Here is a 20,781-nt window from a genome sequence, read left to right as displayed (position 1 = left end):
AAGACGACGACGGGCAAGCCGGCGCACAGTCCAGCCATCGAATAGCGGCGGACCGGCATCGGGAGGGATGATGCGATTTTCCGGAAAGACGGCTTTCATCACCGGCGGCGGCACCGGCATCGGTGCTGCCGTGGCGCGCCGTATGGCCTCGGAGGGGGCGAACGTCGTCCTGATGGGGCGCCGGCGCGAGCCGTTGGAGGCCGTGGCGAAGGACACCGGCGGGCTGATCGTCGAGGGCGATGCCGCCGACGCGGCCTCGGTCCGCGCGGCGCTGGAAAAGGTGCACGACCGCTTTGGGCCGGTCGACATCCTGCTTGCCAATGCCGGCGGCCACGGCGTCGGGCCGACCATTTCGATGAGCGACGAGACCTGGGCGCTGGCGACACGGCTCAACCTCGACACCGCCTTCGTCACCGCGCGCGAATGCCTGCCGGACCTGATTGCGCGCAAGGGCTCGATCGTCGTCGTCGCCTCGATCGCCGGCCTGTTCGCCGGGCCGCAGGCTGCGGGCTACGTGACGATGAAACACGCCTGCATCGGGCTCGGCAAATCGCTGGCGCGCGACTACGGGCGGCAGGGTGTGCGCACCAACATCGTCTGCCCGGGCTGGGTTTCGACCGCCATGGCCGACGAGCAGATGGGCGTGATCGTCGCCAAGCATAAACTGACATCGGTGGACGAGGCCTACCGGCTGGTGACGAAGGACGTGCCGCTCGGCCGGCCGGCGACGCCGGAGGAAGTCTCCAACGTCATTTGCTTCGTCGCCTCGGACGAGGCGGCGATGATGAACGGCTCGATCCTCACCGTCGACGGCGGCGCCTGCGTCGTCGACCTGCCCACCCTGGCCTTTGTCGACTAATCCCCGTGCAGGAGCGTTCCCGATGACCGATCAGAGCAGGCCGAAGGACTGGAAGCACTTCGACGATTTCGCCGCAGGCATCGCCACCAACAGGCTGCCCAACACGGCGGCGCTCGTCGGGCGGACGTTCAAGATTTCGCTCAACACCGGGCGCACCGTCGACCTCGCCTTCACCGCCGCAAACACGGTGGCGTGGAGCGAAGGGACCGACGCGGGCGCCGACTGGTACGAGGCGCTGGAAGTGGCGCCCGGCACCTTCTTCATCAACATGACCTTCGCCGCACGTCCGACCGAGGACGAGGCGTTTATCGTCAACATCCGAACCGGCCGTGTCATGTCGGTGCGCGAGCGGGTGCGCGAAGCCGCCGAAGAGCCGGGCGAGCCACGCGTCGCGCAGGTCTGGTCGGCGGGGGTGCTGGGCGATGCGCCGGTGCTTGGCGGCATCGAGCCGGGGCCGACGCGCGACCTGATCGGGCTCACCGCGCACTACCGCTACAGCCCGAACCATCTCTACGAGCACATTTATCTCTCGTCGCAGCGCTATGCCTGGCAGAACCTCGTCGGCGTGCAGCGCGGCCATGGCGACGTCGACCTCGCCACCACCTGGAAGTTCGATGAAGGCCAGTACGTGTTCGGCTTCCGCGAGTTCATCATCCCGGTCGCCTCGCTGTTCTTCTACAATTGGGAGACGATGCGCTCGACCGGCAAATTCCTCGGCGTCATCAGCACGGGGGCCATCGAGAACAAGCCGGCCGGCGCTTTCATCGAGAAAAAGTCCACCACGACCTACGACGAGGAGGCCGCGCCGGTCTGACCGGTGCGGGCAATGCGCATGGGCAAGAACTACGAGACGATCAAGGCGCACTACGCCGGCTCCGACGCGCACGACATGGCGGCGATGATGGCGCCGATCACGCCGGCTACCGCCTGGACCGAAATGGCGGGCTTTCCCTGCGCCGGCACCTATGTCGGTGGGCCGGCGATCATCGAAGGCGTCTTCAAGCGCCTCGGCGAGGACTGGGACGGCTACACCTTCAAGCTGGAGCGGCTGGTCGACGGCGGCGACACGGTCGTCGGCATCGGCACCTATTCGGGAACCTATCGCAAGACCGGCAAGGCGATGTCGGCGCGCGTCGTCCATGTCTGGGACCTGAAAGACGGCAAGGTCCTGCGCTTCGAACAGTTCACCGACACCAAACTGGTTGCCGAGGCGATGCGCTGAGGCGGCCGCAGACGGCGTGGCGGCGGGAACCGTCCAGGCCGGGACGATCAATGGGAGGAAGGCATGCACACTACGCTGAAGGGAATTCTGGCGGGACTGGCGCTGTCGAGTGCGCTGACGTTCGGCGGCATCGCCGTGGCCGCGGACGGCGAGATCGTCGTCGGCGCGCCGATCTCGCTGACGGGACCGCTGGCCGGCGACGGCAAGGAACAGGAATGGGCCTACCAGCAGGCGGTCGCCGACATCAACAAGGCCGGCGGCATCGAGATCGGCGGCAAGAAGCTGCCGGTCAAGCTGGTGGTGGCCGATGACGAAAGCTCGGAAAGCAAGGTCGCCGCGGCGCTGGAAAACCTGATCAAGGTGCAGAAGGTCGACATCCTTCTGTCGACGCATTCGGGGCCGATGAACATCGCCGGCGCGATCGTGGCGGAGAAATACAAGAAGTTCTACATGATCACGACCTGCTTCCCTTTCGAGTGGCAGCCGCTGAAGCTGAAATATTCGGCGCTGTTCTTCTTCCATCCGGGACCGGGTTCGGAGGTGCCGTTCGAGATCTGGCAGAAACTTCCGCCCGAGCAGCGGCCGAAGAACCCGGCGCTGGTGACGGAGGATTCGCCGGACGGCAAGGGCTTCGGTGCCGGCTTCGTCGCGGCGGCGGAGAAGTACGGCTACAAGTTCGCGGTCAACGATCCGTGGGCGATCGGCGCGACCGACGATTCGGCACTCATCACCAAGCTGCAGGCGGCGAACGTCGACGCCATGCTGGTCTTCGGCTCGCCGGCCGACACCATCACGCTGATCCGGCAGATGAAGGAACTGGGCTTCTCGGTTCCCTATTTCCACGGTTGGAAGGGCACCTGGACGGGTGAATTCCACGACGCGCTGGGAGCGGATTCCGACTACGTGCTGACGGACGGCTTCTGGTCGGAGAGCTTTCCCTACAAGGGCGCGAAGGAGCTCGGCGAGCGCTACGACAAGGAATTCAAGAAGGATTCCGTCACCGTCGGCGCCTTCTATGCCAACGCCCAGGTTCTATTCCAGGCGATCGAGCGGGCCGGCTCGACCGACGCCGACAAGGTGCACGACGCGATCTTCAACAAGGAGTTCAAGGACACGGTCGTCGGCGACCTGAAGTTCGACGAAACCGGCTTCGCGCTCATTCCCTCGGTCGCCACGCAATGGTGGCAGGGCCGCCACCAACTCATCTATCCGAACGGCGACTGGACCTACAAGCCGGCTCCGGCCTGGGACAAGCGCTGATCGGGGGGCGGCGCCTCTCCAACGAGGGGAGAGGCGCCGTTTCCGCAAAGGCCATCGTAGCCGGACGGGCGGCGCAGAGGCCGGGATTTCGGGACAGGAAGCAACGATGCAGCAGAGCGAGACGATCCTCAGTCTCGAATCCATCCAGATGCGCTTCGGCGGCCTTGTCGTGCTCGATGGCATCGACCTTGCCGTGGCGCGGGCCGAACTGGTCGGCCTGATCGGCCCGAACGGTGCCGGCAAGTCGACGCTGTTCAACGTGATGACGGCGATCTACGCGCCGACGCGCGGCAAGGTGCGCTTCCTTGGCAGAGACGTCACCGGCGTCGCTCCGCACAAGATCTGCCGGCTGGGCATCGCCCGCACCTTCCAGCTCGTGCGCACCTTCCTGACCATGACGGCGCGCGAGAACGTCATGGTGGGAGCCGTCTATGGCGCCGGCAGTCGGGCAGGCAACGCGGCGCAGGCCGCCGACGAAGCGCTGGACCTCGTCGGGCTTTCGGCCAGGCGCGACATGCCCACCCGCCACATGACGCTGTCGGACCGGCGGCTCCTGGAGATCGCGCGCGGCGTGGCCTCACAGCCGGCACTGCTTCTGCTCGACGAGCCGATGGCCGGCCTCAACCCGACCGAAATCCGGCAGATGGTCGACGTCATCCGCCGCACGCGACAGGAGCGCGGCATCGCCATCCTGTGGGTGGAACACAAGGTCGACGCCATCATGAAGGTCTGCGACCGTGTCGTCGTGCTCGACCACGGCGTCAAGATCGCCGACGCAACGCCGGCCGAAGTCGTCGCCAACCGCAAAGTGATAGAGGCCTATCTTGGCGAACCGGCTGCTTGAGGTTTCCGATCTCGAAGTCGCCTATGGCGACGTGCGCGCCCTGTGGGGCGTGTCGATCCATGTCGAGGCGGGCTCGGTGGTGGCCATCGTCGGCGCCAACGGGGCCGGCAAGACGACGCTGCTGCGCGCCATTTCCGGCCTGTTGCCGGTGCGGCGCGGCACGATCGCGCTCGGCGGCGCTTCGCTGGCCGGGCCGGCGCCGGAGGCGATCGCCCGCATGGGCATCGCCCATGTGCCTGAAGGGCGCGGCCTGTTCAGGCAGATGACGGTGCTGGAAAACCTCGAACTCGGCGCGTTCCAGCCGAAGGCGCGGGCGAACATGCGGCAGGCGCTGGACAAGGCCTATGCGCTGTTTCCGCGCCTGAAGGAGCGCGCCGGCCAGAAGGCGGGTTCGCTGTCGGGCGGCGAGCAGCAGATGCTGGCGATCGCGCGCGCCACCATGTCGGACCCGAAGCTGCTGATCCTCGACGAGCCGTCCATCGGCCTCAGCCCGCTGGTGGTGCAGCAGATGTTTTCGCTGATCGAGACGCTACACAGGCAGGGCGTGACCATCCTTCTGGTCGAACAGAACATCCACCAGGCGCTGAAGATCGCCGACTACGCCTTCGTGCTGAAGACCGGCGAGATCGCCATGCAGGGCACCGGCGCGGAGCTGATCGCCGATCCCGAAATCCAAAAAGCCTATATGGGCGTGCTGGAGCTGTGACGATGTTCGACTTCCCGCCGCCACAGATATTCCTGCAACTCTCCCTCAACGGCGCGCTGGGCGGCGCCATGTACGGCGTCGCGGCGGTGGGGTTGAGCCTCATCTTCGGCACGATGCGGCTGATCTTCCTGGCGCAGGGGGCGATGATCATCCTCGCCGCCTATTTCGTGCGCGCCCTGTTCCAGAGCTTCGGCATCGACCCGTTCCTGTCGCTGGTCATCGTCGTGCCGGTCGGGCTGGCCGCCGGCTGGCTGATCTACCAGGGCCTGTTCCGCAAGGCGGCTGTCGAGGAGGACCGCAACATCTCGCTGCTGATCGCCGTCGGCCTGATGTTCCTGGCAGAGAACCTGATGACGGTGATCTGGGGTGGCAACACGGCCGGTGTCGTCACCAGCTATACGGCGAGCGGCATCCATATCCTCGGCATCCGCACCTCGTTCACCCGCACCATGGGTTTCCTCATTGCATTGGCCGGCACCGGGCTGGTGATGCTGTTCCTGCGCAAGACGCTGGTCGGCAAGGCGGTGCGCGCGGCGTCGGAAGACATAACGGCGGCGAGCCTGATGGGAATCAGTCCGCACCGGGTCAACGCCATCGCCTTCGCCGTCGGCATTGCGCTTGCCGGGGCGGCGGGCGTGGCGGTCGCCACCACCTTTCCGTTCAACCCGTTCGCCGGCTTCATCTTCAGCCTGAAGGCGCTGGTGGCGCTGGCGCTCGGCGGCATCGGCAGCGTCGCCGGCGCGCTGGCGGGCGGCATCATCCTCGGCCTGATCGAAGCCTATGTGCAGTTCTTCGTCGGCGGCAGCTGGACGAATGCGGTCGCCTACGGCGTCTTCTTGGCTGTCCTGATGTTCAAGCCCGAAGGCCTGTTCGGCCGGCCCTACAAGAAGGCATGACGATGCGCGCGAGCATGTCGATATGGGCCGTCATTGCCGCTGCGCTGGCGCTGTTGCCGTTCTGGCCGGGGGCGATCGACAGCTATGCCTTCAGCTTCCTGTTCTTCGTCTTCATCTATGCGATCCTGTCACAAGCCTGGAACCTGATCGCCGGCTTCGGCGGCCAGATCAGCCTTGGCAACCACGCCTTCTTCGGCCTCGGCGCCTATGCCACGGCGATCCTGTGGAGCGGCAACTACCTGTGGGGCTCGCTCTATGAGAGCCATCCGCGCATCTACTATTTCGACCCGGTGACGATGGCCATCGCCGGGCTGGTCGCGGCTTTGGCGGCGGCGCTGGTCGGCTGGCCGTTACTGTCGAAACTGCGCGGCGACTATTTCGCGCTCGGCACGCTCGGCTTCGGCGAGATCGTCAAGGTGCTGTTCGTCAACGGCGGCGACTTCACCGGCGGCGCCTTCGGCATCGTGGCGCCGTCGAGCACCTTCGACACCTTGCTGCCGCACTACTGGACGGGACTCGGCCTGACGGTCGCCGTCATCATTGCCATCGGCCTCTTGATGCGCTCGCGCTACGGACTGGCGCTGATCGCCGTGCGCGACGACGAGATGGCGGCCTCGGCCAACGGCATCGACACGCTGAAGGTCAAGATCGCCGCCTTCGCCGGCAGCGCCTTCATTTCCGGCGTCGCCGGCAGCCTCTACACCTATTACATCTTCCATGTCGGGCCGGATTCCGTCTTCGACCTCGACTGGATGCTCCTGCCGCTGATGATGACGGTGGTGGGCGGCACCGGCACGCTGATGGGGCCGGTGGTCGGCGCCTTCGTCATGTACGCCGTCTTCGACCTCGCGCGCATCGTCGTGCCGGACTACCACCCGGTGGTGTCGGGCCTGGCGATCATCCTGGCGATGCTGTTCCTGCCCAAGGGGCTTGCGCGCATCGGCTTCGGCCTGCCGGGGCTGGTGCGGCGGGGATAGTTCCGATCAGTGCAGCGGCGTCCTGGCCATCTCGCGCAGGTCGCGCGGAGCGGTGCCGAACTTGCTCTTGAAGGCGCGAGAGAAGTGGGCGCTGGAGTTGAAGCCGCAGGCGAAGGCGATTTCCGAGATCGACGCGCCGCGCCGGTCGGGCGACAAAAGGTCCTCGCGACTGCGCTCCAGCCGCCGGTCCCAGATCAGCCGTTCCAGCGTCATGTCCTCGCCCTCGAAGGCGCGGTGCAGGTAGCGGCGCGAGCAGCCCATGTGCCGGGCGATGTCTTCGGCCGACAGGGTGCTGCGGCCAAGATTGGCGTCGATATAGGCGACGATGCGCTCACGCAGGGCTTCGAGCGGCGAGGGGCGGAATTCGGGCGTGGCCGGCTTGCCGCGGATCAGGCCGTTGACGAGCTGGATCAGGCTTTCGCCGACGCGCTGGCAGCTTGCCTCGTCCATGCGGTGGGCTTCGCCGATGGCCATCTGCATGAGGCCGGAGACGATGTGGGTGAGGCTGTCGTCGCCCGCCGGCAGCGGGACTGGCCGCGCAAGGCGGGCCAGCGTGTCGTCGCCGAAGGTGGAGCGCGGCACCTGCAGGATGAGCTGGTCGACGCGCGACAGGTTCTGCAGCGAATAGTTGCGCACCGGGTCGTAGATGATCGCCGATTGCGGCTGGAGATCGACTGAATGCGACTGCTGCTCGAAGCGGCTGTGGCCGGAGCGCTGCATCAGGATCTTGATCGAATCGGGATCGAAGCTGCGCCGGAAGGCGCGGTCGTTCACCACCAGATGCGACATGGCGCGGATTTCCGACAACCGGCAGACGCCGAGGCGCACCGACACGAGCTCCGGGATCGACGGCGCCGTTCCCCGGGCGAAGCGCTGGGTGATCGGGCCGAACAGCATCCGCGATGCGGACAGGAAAGCGTCGCCGTCGGCGACGTCCACATGCCGGGCAGCAACCTGCATGGTCTCCTCCTATCGGCTGTCCGTCTTGACGCGGGCCTGGCTGACAATAGCGGTACACAGGCAATGTACCGGAGGGGAAGTTAACACGCTAATCATTGCCGCGGCAATGACCGCGGCCCTTTATTCGGTCCGCAGTCTGCCGTAGCGGCCGAGCACCTCGACAAGTTCGGCATGATCGATGGCCGCGACATGCGCCCGGTCCCATTTGCTGCCGCCCATAGGCCTGGCGGCGACCATGGCGTTCAGCACGGCTTCCTCGACCGCCTGCACGGCGGCCTCGTAGACCTGGTCGATCCGCTCGTCGTTGAGCATTTCCAGATTGGCGAAACCCGGCGCCTGATGCGGCAGGTCCCGTGCATTGGCGACCGAGAAGGCGAGGAAGATGTCGCCCGAGCCGTTGCCGCCCATCGTGCCGGTGCGTCCGATGCCAAGCCCGCCGCGCCGCGCCAACCGCTTCAACTGATGGGGCAGGAGCGGCAGGTCGGTGGCGATGACGACGATAATGGAGCCGCGCTCGCCCGTCTTGCCGAACAGGAGGTTCTCGCGCAGGTGCCGGCCGACCGGCGCGCCGAGCACGGTCAGCCAGTCGCGGATGCCGAAATTGGCCTGCACGAGAACGCCGACGGTGCCGGCGCGGCCGTCGATCTCGACCCGTCGCGAGGCGGTGCCTGTGCCGCCTTTGAACTCGTAGGCGATCATGCCGGTGCCGCCGCCGGTGTTGCCCTCGGCCACCGGCCCGCCGGCCGCATTGTCGAGGGCGGCAAACACGTCTGCCTCGCCGATCGGTTGGCCGTTGATGTCGTTGAGCAGGCCGTCATAGGTCTCGGCCACCACCGGCATCAGCCATAACGGTTTGTCGGCGCCATAGGTTTCGGGGTAGCGGCCGAGCATCCATTTGACGGCGGCGTGGTGCGCCATGCCGACGGCATGCGTGTTGGTGATGAGTACCGGGCCGACGAAGTAGCCGCCGTCCTCGATCCAGTGGCTGCCGGTCATCTCGCCATTGCCGTTGAAGCGGTTGATGCCGGCCCAGACGGGTCGGGGGGAGGGCGCGTCGGCATGCGGCAGGATCGCGGTGACGCCGGTGCGCACGAGCTTTTCGCGGCCCGGCCGGGGTTCGGTCTCGATGATGGTGCGCAGGCCCACGGCGACGCCGGGCACGTCGGTGATGGCGTTCAGGGCGCCGGTCGCGCCGGAAAAATCCAGCCCGAGGTCGCGGGCGCGGATCGGTTGCGTCTGGTCGGTCATGAAGATCCTTTCAACCGCGCCGTGAGCGGAAATAGAGGCCGAGCGAGGCGACGGCGAAGGAAAACAGCAGCATCAGCGTGGCGATGGCGTTGATCTCCGGCTTGATGCCACGCCTGAGCATGCCGAAGATGAAGATCGGCAGCGTCTGGGTATCGACGCCGGAGATGAAGTAGGTGATGACGAGGTCGTCCATCGAGATGATGAAGGCGAGCAGCGCGCCGCCGATGACGCCGGGCATCGCCTGCGGCAGGATGATGCGGCGGAATGTCGTCCATTCGTCGGCACCGAGATCGGCCGAGGCGTTCTCCAGCGAGCGGTCCATGCCGGCGAGCCGGGCCGAGACCACGATGAAGACGTAGGAGATGAGGAAGCTGCACTGGCCGATGATGATCGTCTTCAGCCCCAATGAGACGTCGGCGCCGACGAAGAAGATCAGCAATGCGATGCCGAGCACGATGTCGGGCATCAGCATCGGCGCGAACAGAAGCACCCGGTAGAACTTCTTGCCGAGGAAGTTGAAGCGGTAGAGGCCGAGCGCGGTGGCGGTGCCGAGCACCGTGGCGATGGTGGTGGTGAAGGCGGCCACCGTCAGGCTGTTACGCAGCGCGTTGAGAAGCTGCTCGGTCGATTCGATGTAGAGGGCGTTTTCCGAAACCGTGTTCTTGAGCCCGAAGATCTGGCGGTACCAGTCGAAGGTGAAGCCGGACCAGTTCATCATGTTGATCGGGTCCGAATTGAACGAGTAGGCGACGATCAGCACGATCGGCAGGTAGATGAAGGTGAAGAACAGGATCGTGTAGCCGAACAGGCCGACGACGCCGACATTGCGGAGCGAACCCATGGGCGGACCTCAGCGCAGCACGGGCGCGTCGTCGCCGCGACGCGCCTCGAAACGGATGTAGAAGAACAGGATCGCCAGCACCGCCGCCATCACCAGCATGGCGAGCGCGGCGCCGAACGGCCAGTTGCGGGCGCCGAGGAACTGCTGCTCGATCAGGTTGCCGAGCATCATCACCTTGGCGCCGCCGAGCACGGCCGGCACGATGAAATTGCCGAGCGCCGGAATGAAGACGATGATCGAGCCGCCGACGACGCCGGGCAGCGTCAGCGGGAAGATGACCCGCCAGAAGGTCTGGAAACCGTTGGCGCCGAGGTCCTGCGAGGCGCGCACCAGCGACCAGTCGAGCTTTTCGACGCTGGCATAGACCGGCAGGAACATGAAGGGGATGAAGACGTAGACCATGCCGACGATGATGGCGCCTTCGGTGTAGATCAGTTCCAGTGGATGCGAGACGATGTGCAGGCCGGCCAGCACCATGTTGGCGAAGCCGGTCTTCTTCAGGATCAGCACCCAGATGAACAGCCGCACGATCAGGCTGGCGAAGAAGGGCAGGGTGATGAGGAAGAGCGCGAAATTCTTCCAGCGATCGGGCAGGCGGCTGATCTGGAAGGCTGCCGGATAGCAGACCAGAAGCGTGGCGGCGACGGTGATCAGCGCGATCTTCAGCGAGCGCAGGAAGATGGAAATGTAGACGGGGTCGTAGTCCTCGAATTCGGGATTGGCGAAGCCGAGGATGCGGCCGTAGTTGTCGGGATAGAACGCCCATTCGGCGCCGCCGTAGAGGCCGGGCTCCAGGAAGGAGTAGACCAGCATGATGAGGAGCGGGCACAGGAAGAAGATGGCGAGGAAAGCAGACGCCGGGCCGAGCAGGATGCCGAGTTGGCTGCGCCGGCGGCCGCGCAGGGTGGACGTGCTCATGCCGCCATCTCCGCCGCTGCCGTGCCGTCGTCGGGCAGGAGGTGGACGGCGGCCGGATCGTAGCCGAGCCTCGCCTTGCCGTCGGCCTCGGCCGATGCGACGTCCGCCTGCCGGACGGCGGCGATGATGGCGACGATCCTGCGGCCGGACGGCGTGTGGCCGTGGATCTGGAAGTTGAGGCCGGTGAAGACGACCTGCTCGATGTCGATCCCGATCGTCGGCCCCTTCGCGCCTGGGCCGACCAGCGAAAACTGTTCGGGCCGGATCAGCGCCGTGGCGGCCGCGCCGTCGCCGGGTTTCCAGCCGCCCGAGCAGGCGGCCTCGATCCGCAGCCCGTCGGCGGTCGCGATCAGGGTATTGCCGCCGCTGCGCGCCGCCGTGCCCTCGAACAGGTTCGAGGCGCCGATGAAGCTTGCGACGAAAGCGTTGGTCGGCCGGTCGTAGACGGTACGCGACGTATCGATCTGCTGGATCACGCCCTTGTTGAGCACCGCCAGCCGGTCGGACATGGTCAGCGCCTCCTCCTGGTCGTGGGTAACGAAGATGAAGGAGATGCCGAGTTCCGCCTGCAAGGTCTTCAGTTCGATCTGCATGGCCTGGCGCAGGTTGCGGTCCAGCGCCGACAGCGGCTCGTCGAGTAGCAGCAGCTTCGGGCGCGCGATGATGGCCCGCGCCAGCGCCACGCGCTGCTGCTGGCCGCCGGAGAGCTGGCGCGGCAGGCGGTTCTCCAGCCCCGCCAGGCCGACCAGTTCGAGTGCGGCGCCGACGCGCTGGTTGCGCTCTTTGCGTTCGGTGCCGGCTATGTCCAGCGCATAGCCGACATTGTTGCCGACGTTCATGTGCGGGAACAGCGCGTAGTTCTGGAACACGGTGTTGACGGGCCGCCGGTGCGGCGGGCGGTCGCTGACGTCGTCGCCGTCGATACGCACCTTGCCGGCGTCGAGCTGGACGAAACCGGAAATGGCATGGAGCAGCGTGGTCTTGCCGCAGCCGGAGGGGCCGAGCAGGGTGAGGAACTCGTTGCGCTCGACGTCGAGGTCGATGCCGTGCAGCGCCGTGATGGTTCCGCCTTCGGGCAACGCGAAGGCCTTCGTCGCCCGTTCGAGCTGAACGATGTGTGTTCCCATGCGATCCCCACTTGCAGAATGTTATTCTGATATCTGTTGTTTATTTTCGTTATCTTGATATCATTAACATGTGAATGTCAATGGACGGGGAGCATCCCGTCGACGGGCGGGGCGCCGGCGGAGGACGTTGCGGCCGTCCCGACCCTAGCGGAGGAGTGACTATGAAAAAGGATTACGGGACCGGATTCACGGTACCGGCGCGCCGGGGGCCGACGCGTCGGGCCGTGGTGCGTCGGCTGACGGGCATCGTCTGCGCCACGGCGCTGACCGCGGCGGTGGGGCTGTTCGCGGCACCGGCCAGCGCGGAGGGGCAGCTCAACATCTACAACTGGGGCGAATACATAAACCCCGAGGTGCTGAAGAAGTTCGAGACGGAGACCGGCATCAAGGTCAAGCTGGACACCTATTCGTCCAACGACGAGATGCTGGCCAAGGTCCGCACCGGCGACACCGGCTACGACATCGTCTTCCCGTCCGTCTACATGCAGGACATCATGGCCAACCTGGACCTGCTGGAGAAGACCGACATCAACCAGTACGAGGGCTTCAAGAACATCGATCCGCAGTTCCTGCGGGCCAAGACCGACCCCAAGGGCGAATACTGCCTGCCCTATGCCTGGGGCACGGTGGGCATCGGCTACAACCGCAAGGTGCTCGGCAAGGACATCACCGGCTGGAAGGACCTGATCGAGACGGTGAAGGCCAAGAACCTGAAGTTCGCCCTGCTCGACGACATGCGCGAGGTGCTGGGCGTCGGCCTGATCCTCAACGGCAAGTCTGTCAATTCGACCGATCCGGAGGACCTGAAGCAGGCCGCGCAGACCATCATCGACATGAAGCCCTACGTGGCGGCTTTCACCTACGAGAGCCGGCCGATGGTGTGGGCGGGCGACATCGCGGCGGCGCATTATTTCGTCGGTGCGATGATCGACGTGTTCCAGGACCCGAAGACGCTCGGCTATGTCATTCCCGAAGAGGGCGCGACGATGTACCAGGAGGACATCTGCGTCTTGAAGACGGCGCCGAACAAGGAAAACGCCAAGAAATTCCTGGAGTTCTATACGCGGCCGGAGGTGGCGGCGCTCAACATCGCCCAGCAGACCAACGGCACGCCGAACGTGCCGGCGCGCGCGCTGGAGCCCGAGAAGATCAAGAACTCGCAGGAGATCAACCCGCCGCAGGACGTCATGAAGCGGTTGCAGATCTTCGTCGATCTCGGCGCCGATATCCGCAAGTATGACCGCATGTGGACGACGATCAAGACCGCGCAATAGCAACTTCAACCTGACGGCGCGGCCGGGACCTCTTTGAGACCGGCCGCGCCACCGAAGGATACGATAGATGGCGAGAGACATTGCGGCGAAACTGAAGTCTCCCGACGCCCGGCAGACCAAATCCGACGTGCTGATCGCCAACTATATCGAACGCAACCTGGCCGAACTGCCGTTCGAGACGGCGAAGTCGATCGCCCAGAACGTCGGCGTCAGCCAGATGACGGTCGGCCGTTATCTGCGCCGCCTCGGCTATGGCGGCCTCGACGAACTGAAGCGCGAGATGCGCCAGAGCGCGCATCGCACCGGCTGGCAGGTCAAGGGCAATTTCGAGCGGCTGCGCCGGGACGCGCGCGAGGGCAAGCTGATCGCCGCCCTCATCCAGCAGCAGATCGACGATCTCGGCCATATCTACGAGATCACCATGTCGCCGCAGTGGAACCAGGCGATCGACCTTTTGATCGGCGCCGAGGAGGTGTTCATCGCCGCCTACCAGAACGTGCGCGGCGTGGCGCAGTATTTCGCCAGCCAGCTTTCCTACGCGCGGCCGCGCGTCGAATTCGTGGACGGGCTGAACGGCACCTATGTCGAGGTGCTGGACGGCAGCGTGGAGAACCGCTGCCTGTTCCTGTTCGACGTGCGCCGTTTCGCCAACAAGGCCCGGCCGCTGGCGGAGGAGGCGCGCGCGGCGGGCGTCAAGGTGATCCTGTTGACCGACGACGCCTGCGTGTGGGCGCAGGACGTTTCCGACGTCGCGCTCGTCATGCCGGGGGCGCGCGGCCCGCTGTGGGACGGCGCGGCCATCACCGTGTCGCTGATGGACCTGATGATCTCCCACGTCATCGTCGAGCTCGGCGACAAGGTGAACCAGCGCGTCGACCGGCTGACCCGCCTGCAGGACGTGTTCGGCGACTTCGAAAGCTGAGAGACCGTCAGGGCGCCGGCAGCGGTTCGCCGGTGAGGCGGGCGGCGATCTCGCGCGCGGCGGCCATGACCGCGCCTGCCTGCACGGCCGCCGTGGCGTCGTCGACGCGCGACAGCGGCGAGGCGATGGACAGCGCGCCGAGGGCGTGGCCGTCGGCGCCGAGGATGGGGGCGGCGATGCTGTGCACGCCGTCCTCGTATCCTTGAGCGCTGCGCGAATAGCCGCGCTCAGCCGCCAGCCGGACCTGATCGGCGAGGTTGGCGCGATCCGTCAGCGTGTGAGTGGTGAATCTTTCCAGCGGCTTGTCGAGATAAGCTTCCGTTACGGCTGAACGGGAGAAGGCGAGGAAGGCGAGGCCGGACGCGGTGCCGTGCAGTGGCAGGATTTGGCCCGCGTTGACGTTGACGCGGTTGGCTTTCGCCGACAGTTCCACATGCACGGTCAGCAGCGCGCCGGCACTGAATTCGGAGAGGTGCGCGGTCTCGCCGGTCGCGGCTGCCAGGTCCTTCATCACGGGTGCGGCGATGCGGGCGAAGGGGAAGTTGGCGTCGCGGATGCGGGCCAGCCGCGACAGGCCGGCGCCCAGCCGATAGCGCCGGCTTGCCGGCTCCTGCTCGATCAGCCGGTGCGCCGCCAGCGCCACCAGCAGGCGCCGGGCCGTCGCCTTGTCGAGGCCGGCGCGGCGGGCGAGTTCCGACAGGCCGATCTCCGGCTCGGCCATGGTGAACAGTTCCAGCAGCGAGGCTGCCTTGCCGACGGTGCTCACTCCAGCGCCTCCACCCGATTTCGCGAGATAGTTCGCGTGTGAATTAACTTGACAGCGATCCTCGTCGCCGTCAGTCTGATGTACTATACAAAATAGTGGTTCAAATAGTGAACCTTTATTTTGCGACTGTTTCCGTCATCCGTAGGAGGAAGCGTTGACGGCAAGTGCCATGCAGCAGTCCGTGCCGGAGACGATCGATCGGCTGATCGATCGCGAGCAGGAGCGTTTCCGGCGGACCCACCCGCGCTCGTTCGAGGACTGGCGGAAGGGGCAGGCGCATTTCCTCTATGGCGGGCCTTCGCATTGGATGCGGCGCTGGGCCGGCGGCTTTCCCGTCTATGCGGCCGAGGCGAAGGGCGCCCATATCCGCGACGTTGACGGCAACGCCTATGTCGATTTCGCGCTGGGCGACACCGGTGGCATGTGCGGCCATGCGCCCGAGGCGGTCACGGAAGCGGCGGTGCGGCAATTGCGGCGTGGCACCACCATGATGCTGCCGACCGAGGACAGCCTGTGGGTGGGGCAAGAGCTTTCGCGGCGCTTCGGCCTGCCTTACTGGACGCTGACGACCTCGGCCACGGACGCCAATCGCGGCGCCATCCGCATCGCCCGCATGATCACCGGCCGGCCGAAGGTGCTGGTCTTCTCCGGCTGCTACCATGGCGGCGTCGAGGAGGCGCATGTCGAGATCCGCGACGGCAAGGTCGGCCTGCGCAACATGATCCACCCCAACGGCGTGAACCACGCCGCCGTCTCCAAGGTGGTGGAGTTCAACGACGTCGAGGCGCTGGAGCGGGCGCTGTCGGATGAGGACGTCGCCTGCGTGCTGACCGAGCCGCTGATGACGAATTTCGGCATGATCCCGGTTGCCGACGGCTTTCACGCGGCGCTGCGCGAAATCACCCGGCGCACCGGCACGCTGCTGATCATCGACGAGACGCACACCATCTCCAGCGGTCCCGGCGGTTATACGGCGCTGCACGGGCTGGAGCCGGACATGCTGGTGGCCGGCAAGGCGATCGCCGGCGGCATTCCGGCCGGCATCTTCGGCACCTCGCAGGAGGTGGCCGAACGCCTCTGGAAAATCGTGCCCAAGGTCGATCCTCGCGTTCGCCAATCGGCGCATCTCGGCATCGGCGGCACGCTGGCCGGCAACGCGCTGACGGTGGCGACCATGCGCGCGGTGCTGGAGCATGTGCTGACGCCAGCCAACTTCGAGACGATGATCGCCAACGCCTCTCTGCTGGCAGAGGATGCGCGCCATGTCATCGAGACACATCAACTGCCCTGGCACGTCATGCAGACCGGTGCGCGCGCGGAAATCATGTTCACGCCGCGGCCGCCGAAGAACGGCGCCGAGGTGATCGCCAGCCGGCGCGGCGATCTGGAGACGCTGCTGCACGCCTTCTACATGAACGAGGGCATATTGGTGACGCCGTTCCACACCATGTTCCTGATGTGCCCGGCAACCTCGGCCGAAGACGTGGATCGCCACACGCAAGTGTTCTCGCGCTTCGTCGATCTGGTGCGCGACGCGGGCGTGGTCTGAGCGATGGCGAGGCCCTTCGATCTTTCCGGCAGGACGGCATTGGTGACCGGTGGCGGGCGCGGCATCGGCGCCGCCATCGTCACGCGGCTGGCCGAGGCTGGCGCTTCGGTCGTCGTCGCCAACCGCACGCTGGATGTCGCCGAGGCTTTGGCCGAAGACTTGCGCACGCGCGGCCTGTCGGCGCGGTCGGTGCCGCTCGCCGGGCTTGGCCGAAGCGATCTCACCCGGCTGGTGAAGGACGCGGCGGGTGACAGAGAAAAACTCGATATCGTCGTCCACAATGCCGGCGGCTGTCCGTGGGCGACCATCGACGAGATGGACGAGGGCAGGCTGGAAGAGGCGCTGGCGCTCAACCTGAAGGCCTGCTTCTGGCTGGCGCAGGCGGCAGCGCCCGTCATGCGCGCCAACCGCTTCGGCCGCATCCTGGTCACCTCCTCGGTGTCGTCGCGGCAGGCGATGGGCGGCGGCGTCCACTATTCGGCGGCCAAGGCCGGCGTCAACGCCTTCATCCGGGGTGCCGCCTTCGAGTTCGCGCGTGACGGCATCACCGTCAACGGCGTCGAGCCGGGTTTTGTCGAAAAGCCGGGGCGCGGCACGATGAGCCGGCCCGAGACGATGGCGAAAATCGGCCGCTTCATCCCGATGGGCCATTTCGGCGAGGCCGACGACATCGGTTTCGCCATGCTCTATCTCGCCTCCGAACAGGCGAAATACGTCACCGGCCAGACCATCGTCGTGGACGGCGGGCTGGTGCTTCCCGAGACGGGTTTTGCCGTCGAAAGCCAGTGGGGGGCGGCATGAGCGGCCGGCTCGCAGGGCGCAAGGCGCTGGTGACGGGGGCCGCGACCGGCATGGGGCGCGCTACCGCCGAGCTTTTCGCGCGCGAGGGCGCGGCGGTCGTGCTGTTCGGCCATGGCGGTCCGAAGCTCGCCGAAGCGGCTGCGGCCAGCGGCGGGATCGCCGTTCATGGCGATATTTCCGAGGGCGCTGACGTCGCTGCCGCTGTCGAAGCCTGCGGCGGGCGGCTGGATATCGTCGTCAACGCCGCCGGGCTGATGATCGAGGACGAGCCTGAAAGCGTGTCCGACGAGGACTGGGAGCGCAGCTTCGCGGTCAACGTCACCGGCGCGATGAAAGTGTGCCGTACGGCTCTGCCTCTGCTCAAGCGGCAGGGCGGGGCGATCGTCAACATCGCCTCGGTCGGCGCCTTCAATGCTGCCGCACAGAACGCCGCCTATTCGGCCAGCAAGGCGGCGCTCGTCTCCTATACCCGTAGCCTCGCTTTCGCGCACGGGCCGGACGGCATCCGCGCCAACGCGGTGGCGCCGGGCTGGGTGCGCACGCCGATGAGCGAACAGGAGATGCGCGAGGCGGCAGCCCGCAACGACTCGACGCCCGAGAACGAATTCGTCGCGCTGACGAAGCGCATTGCGCTCAGGCGCGTGGCCGAGCCGGCCGAAATCGCATCGTGCTGCCTGTTCCTGGCGTCGGACGAGGCATCCTTCGTCACCGGCGCGGTGCTGGTGGCGGACGGCGGCGGCCGGCCGCCGACACAGAACAGGGCGGTATGACGGCGCGGGAGGAGCGCCGCACAAACCGGAAGATCGAGGGAGGAGTTCGAATGTCCAGCAAGCCAGCCGCCGCCGATCTCGTGGTGCTGAACGGCCGTGTCTACACGGTGGACAGCGCGCGCTCGTGGGCGAACGCCTTCGCCGTGCGCGGCGGGCGCATCATCGCGGTGGGCGACGAGGCGGCGGTGAAGCCGCTGACCGGCGAGGGGACCCGCGTGCTCGATCTCGATGGACGCATGGCCATGCCGGGCATCGTCGATGTCCACACCCACATGATGATGGGCGGGCAGGCGGCGCTGTTCGAGCTGCGCATCTCCAACATGGAGCGCCGCGACGGCATCCTGAAAAAAGTGCGCGCGGCGGCAGAGAAGACGCCAGAAGGCAAGTGGGTGATCGGTGCGCAATGGGGCAGCGACCTGATCGCCACGATCAACACCGAGGAGTCGCTGCGCCTGCTCGACGAGGCGAGCCTTGGCCGGCCGGTGCTGCTGCGCGACGACACCTATCACAACCGCTGGGTCAACACGGCGGCGATGCGGGTGGCCGGCGTGACCGCCGCCAATGCCGATCCGGAGCAGGGCAGCTTCGGCCGCGACCCCGGCACCGGCGCGCTGACCGGGCTGATGATCGAATCGGCGTCCGGCATGATCGAGCGCGCGATCGTCTCGTCCGGCCACTACACCGACGAGATGGACCGCGCGGCGATGGCGCATTCCATCGCCACGCTGAACGAGCACGGCGTCACCGCCTTCCTCGACGCCGCCGCCACGCAGCCGGTGATGGCGGCGCTGAAGGGGCTGGACGATCGCGGCGAACTCACCGCCTGGGTGTGCGCCGCCATGCCGGTGACGGAACCTTCCTTCATGTTCGGCATCGCCGGCGAGGAGCTTTTCGCGCTGCGCGAGACGTTCCGCAGCGCCCATGTCAGGCCCGATTTCACCAAGGTATTCCTTGATGGCGTGCCGGGCGCCCGCACCGCCGCCTTCCACGAGCCCTATACGCCGGACCCGGTGTTCGGCTGCTGCTTTCGCGGCGCGACGCTGGCCAGCGTGCCGGAACTGGTGCGCTGGGTCGGCCGCTGCGAAAAGCTCGGCCTGTCGGTGAAAATCCACTGCGCCGGCGATGCGGCCGTCACCCAGGCGCTGGACGCCATCGACGTGGTGCGTTCCTTCAACGGCCCGACGAAGCTCGTCCACCACATCGCCCACGCCAGCTATATCGCGCCGGAGGACATCAGGCGCTTCGCAGAACTTGGCGTGGCGGCCGACCTGTCGCCCTTCATCTGGTATCCGACCGCCTTCCTCGAAGGCCACAAGCAGACAATGGGCGTGGAGCGCGCGACGCGCTTCTGGCCGAACCGCGACCTTTTGGCGGCCGGTACGCTGATGGCCGGTGGCTCCGACTGGCCGGTCATCCCCAATCCCGATCCGTGGAACGGCATGGAAGGGCTGGTGACGCGGCAGAACCCGTCCGGCGATTTCGCCGGCGAGTCGCTGTGGCCGGAGCAGGCGCTGGATATCGCGACCGTGCTGGAAATCTTCACCATCAATTCCGCCCGCGTCATGGGCCTCGACGGCACCATCGGCTCGCTGGAGATCGGCAAGTCGGCCGATTTCATCGTGCTTGAGCGCAACGTGCTGGAAGTGCCGTCCGACGAGATCGCCGACACCAAGGTGCTTTCGACATGGTTCGAGGGGAGGAAGGTCTATGAGCGAGGCTGACGCCGCCAAAATCCCCGTCACAGTGCTGACCGGCTTTCTCGGCAGCGGCAAGACGACCCTGCTCAACCGGCTGCTGCGCCGACCCGCCATGGCGGGGGCGGCGGTGATCGTCAACGAGTTCGGCGAAGTCGGGCTCGACCACCTGCTGATCGAGGCGAGCGAAGAGCAGTTCACGCTGCTCGACAACGGTTGCGTCTGCTGCACCGTGCGCGGCGATCTGGTCGAGACGCTGAAGGAGCTGGAGCGCAGGAGCCGGCGGGGCGAGACGCCGCGGATCGAGCGGGTCGTCATCGAGACGACGGGACTGGCCGACCCGGTGCCGATCCTGCACACGCTGATCGCCGAGCCGGAGCTTGCGGCGCGCTTCCGTGTCGGCGGCATCGTCACAACCGTCGATGCCGTCAACGGTTTCGCGACGCTGGGGCGTCATGCCGAAGCGGCAAAGCAGATCGCCGTCGCCGACCATCTGCTCGTCACCAAGACGGACCTCGCTTCGCCGGAAACCGTGCAGGCGCTCGGCCGGCGGCTGGATGCGCTGGCGCCGACCGCCACCCGCGGCATCGCCAGCAACGGTGAGGCGGATTTCGCGGCGCTGGACGCACTGGCCGAGGATGAGACCGGCAAGCGGAAGCGGCTGGCCGCCTGGCTGGAGAAGGCGACTGCTTTGCCGGTGCATGGGCTGATGCATGAGCATGGCCATGCCGGCCATGATTGCGGACCGGACTGCGACCACGATCATTCCCACCATCATCACGCGCACGACCACGGCATCCGCTCCTACAGCTTCGTCATCGACGAGCCGGTGGAGTGGGCGTCCTTCGCACGCTGGCTGGACTACCTCGCCATGCTGAAGGGCGAGGACATGCTGCGCATGAAGGGGCTGGTCTGCCGTGCCGACGACCCGGCGCGGCCGATGGTGCTGCATGGCGTGCAGCATGTGTTCCATCCGCCGGTGCGGCTGGATGCATGGCCGTCGGCCGACCGCCGCACGCGGCTGGTGTTCATAGTGCGCGGCATCGCGCGCGAGATGATCGCGACGACGCTGGTGAAATTCGCCGGCATCGGGGCCGGCAGCATCGATCCGCCGGCCCGGTCGGCGGCGTGAGGGCAGAAAAGCAAT

At 66.5% G+C, this 20,781-nt stretch carries 21 protein-coding genes; 15 read left to right on the top strand and 6 right to left on the bottom strand.

What is annotated here, in order from left to right; genetic code table 11:
- Positions 1-70: 70 nt before the first annotated feature.
- The 8 genes from E6C48_RS08650 (at position 71) to E6C48_RS08615 (ending at position 6,764) form a co-directional block, all read left to right on the top strand.
- A complete protein-coding gene (locus E6C48_RS08650; protein ID WP_136356136.1) occupies positions 71-859 on the top strand; it encodes an SDR family NAD(P)-dependent oxidoreductase in 789 nt (262 codons plus the stop codon).
- A 22-nt stretch (positions 860-881) separates the two neighbouring features.
- Positions 882-1,673, top strand: a complete 792-nt coding sequence (locus E6C48_RS08645; protein WP_136356134.1) for a MoaF C-terminal domain-containing protein — start codon at positions 882-884, stop codon at positions 1,671-1,673.
- Between the two features lie 18 nt (positions 1,674-1,691).
- Positions 1,692-2,081, top strand: a complete 390-nt coding sequence (locus tag E6C48_RS08640; RefSeq protein ID WP_136356132.1) for a nuclear transport factor 2 family protein — start codon at positions 1,692-1,694, stop codon at positions 2,079-2,081.
- A 63-nt stretch (positions 2,082-2,144) separates the two neighbouring features.
- Entirely contained in the window at positions 2,145-3,341 is a 1,197-nt protein-coding gene (locus tag E6C48_RS08635; protein WP_136356130.1) for an amino acid ABC transporter substrate-binding protein, read from the top strand.
- 106 nt (positions 3,342-3,447) lie between these two features.
- Positions 3,448-4,185 (top strand): ABC transporter ATP-binding protein, encoded by a 738-nt coding sequence (locus E6C48_RS08630; protein ID WP_136356128.1) that lies wholly within the window; start codon positions 3,448-3,450, stop codon positions 4,183-4,185.
- Positions 4,178-4,891, top strand: a complete 714-nt coding sequence (locus E6C48_RS08625) for an ABC transporter ATP-binding protein (RefSeq protein WP_206086458.1) — start codon at positions 4,178-4,180, stop codon at positions 4,889-4,891. Before E6C48_RS08630 ends, E6C48_RS08625 begins: the two co-directional genes overlap by 8 nt.
- 2 nt (positions 4,892-4,893) lie before the next feature.
- Positions 4,894-5,787 (top strand): branched-chain amino acid ABC transporter permease, encoded by an 894-nt coding sequence (locus E6C48_RS08620; RefSeq protein ID WP_136356126.1) that lies wholly within the window; start codon positions 4,894-4,896, stop codon positions 5,785-5,787.
- Positions 5,788-5,789: 2 nt separating this feature from the next.
- Positions 5,790-6,764, top strand: coding sequence for a branched-chain amino acid ABC transporter permease (locus E6C48_RS08615; protein ID WP_168734488.1), 975 nt, complete (start codon positions 5,790-5,792; stop codon positions 6,762-6,764).
- 6 nt (positions 6,765-6,770) lie between these two features.
- Here E6C48_RS08615 and E6C48_RS08610 read toward each other — a convergent pair whose 3' ends face one another.
- From E6C48_RS08610 to E6C48_RS08590, 5 genes are all read right to left on the bottom strand, one after another.
- Positions 6,771-7,724 carry a helix-turn-helix domain-containing protein gene (locus E6C48_RS08610; protein ID WP_136356124.1) on the bottom strand — a complete coding sequence of 318 codons (954 nt, stop codon included), beginning with the start codon at positions 7,722-7,724 and terminating at the stop codon, positions 6,771-6,773.
- 120 nt (positions 7,725-7,844) lie between these two features.
- A complete protein-coding gene (locus E6C48_RS08605; protein ID WP_136356123.1) occupies positions 7,845-8,972 on the bottom strand; it encodes a DmpA family aminopeptidase in 1,128 nt (375 codons plus the stop codon).
- A 10-nt stretch (positions 8,973-8,982) separates the two neighbouring features.
- Positions 8,983-9,813, bottom strand: coding sequence for an ABC transporter permease (locus E6C48_RS08600; protein WP_136356122.1), 831 nt, complete (start codon positions 9,811-9,813; stop codon positions 8,983-8,985).
- 9 nt (positions 9,814-9,822) lie between these two features.
- On the bottom strand, positions 9,823-10,731 hold the full coding sequence (locus E6C48_RS08595; protein WP_136356121.1) for an ABC transporter permease: 909 nt from the start codon (positions 10,729-10,731) through the stop codon (positions 9,823-9,825).
- Positions 10,728-11,858, bottom strand: a complete 1,131-nt coding sequence (locus E6C48_RS08590; RefSeq protein ID WP_136356119.1) for an ABC transporter ATP-binding protein — start codon at positions 11,856-11,858, stop codon at positions 10,728-10,730. The genes E6C48_RS08595 and E6C48_RS08590 overlap by 4 nt, the downstream gene beginning before the upstream one ends.
- Before the next feature lie 161 nt (positions 11,859-12,019).
- Between E6C48_RS08590 and E6C48_RS08585 the strand changes: the two genes are divergently transcribed.
- Together E6C48_RS08585 and E6C48_RS08580 are read left to right on the top strand one after the other, a co-directional pair.
- On the top strand, positions 12,020-13,132 hold the full coding sequence (locus E6C48_RS08585; protein ID WP_136356117.1) for a polyamine ABC transporter substrate-binding protein: 1,113 nt from the start codon (positions 12,020-12,022) through the stop codon (positions 13,130-13,132).
- A gap of 67 nt (positions 13,133-13,199) precedes the next feature.
- Complete coding sequence (locus E6C48_RS08580; RefSeq protein ID WP_136356114.1) at positions 13,200-14,054, top strand: MurR/RpiR family transcriptional regulator; 855 nt, start codon at positions 13,200-13,202, stop codon at positions 14,052-14,054.
- Positions 14,055-14,061: 7 nt separating this feature from the next.
- Here the strand turns inward: E6C48_RS08580 and E6C48_RS08575 are convergent, their stop codons facing one another.
- The gene (locus E6C48_RS08575) at positions 14,062-14,820 is read right to left on the bottom strand and encodes an IclR family transcriptional regulator (RefSeq protein ID WP_136356112.1); all 759 of its coding nucleotides are present in this window, start codon (positions 14,818-14,820) and stop codon (positions 14,062-14,064) included.
- A gap of 154 nt (positions 14,821-14,974) precedes the next feature.
- Here E6C48_RS08575 and E6C48_RS08570 point away from each other — a divergent pair, with 154 nt between their 5' ends.
- Genes E6C48_RS08570 through E6C48_RS08550 form a run of 5 tightly spaced genes read left to right on the top strand, consistent with a single transcriptional unit; the run spans position 14,975 to position 20,766 of the window.
- Positions 14,975-16,369, top strand: coding sequence for a transaminase (locus E6C48_RS08570; RefSeq protein ID WP_230978700.1), 1,395 nt, complete (start codon positions 14,975-14,977; stop codon positions 16,367-16,369).
- A 3-nt stretch (positions 16,370-16,372) separates the two neighbouring features.
- Entirely contained in the window at positions 16,373-17,170 is a 798-nt protein-coding gene (locus tag E6C48_RS08565) for an SDR family oxidoreductase (RefSeq protein WP_136356110.1), read from the top strand.
- Positions 17,167-17,940 carry an SDR family NAD(P)-dependent oxidoreductase gene (locus E6C48_RS08560; protein ID WP_136356108.1) on the top strand — a complete coding sequence of 258 codons (774 nt, stop codon included), beginning with the start codon at positions 17,167-17,169 and terminating at the stop codon, positions 17,938-17,940. Before E6C48_RS08565 ends, E6C48_RS08560 begins: the two co-directional genes overlap by 4 nt.
- 50 nt (positions 17,941-17,990) lie before the next feature.
- Complete coding sequence (locus E6C48_RS08555) at positions 17,991-19,661, top strand: amidohydrolase (protein WP_136356106.1); 1,671 nt, start codon at positions 17,991-17,993, stop codon at positions 19,659-19,661.
- The gene (locus E6C48_RS08550; RefSeq protein ID WP_136356104.1) at positions 19,648-20,766 is read left to right on the top strand and encodes a CobW family GTP-binding protein; all 1,119 of its coding nucleotides are present in this window, start codon (positions 19,648-19,650) and stop codon (positions 20,764-20,766) included. Before E6C48_RS08555 ends, E6C48_RS08550 begins: the two co-directional genes overlap by 14 nt.
- Positions 20,767-20,781: the final 15 nt, after the last annotated feature.

The sequence above is a fragment of the Ollibium composti genome, from assembly GCF_004801285.1.
Taxonomy (GTDB): domain Bacteria; phylum Pseudomonadota; class Alphaproteobacteria; order Rhizobiales; family Rhizobiaceae; genus Mesorhizobium; species Mesorhizobium composti.
The sequence above is the reverse complement of the archived record's forward strand: the minus strand, read 5'-3'. Positions and strand labels throughout refer to the sequence as shown.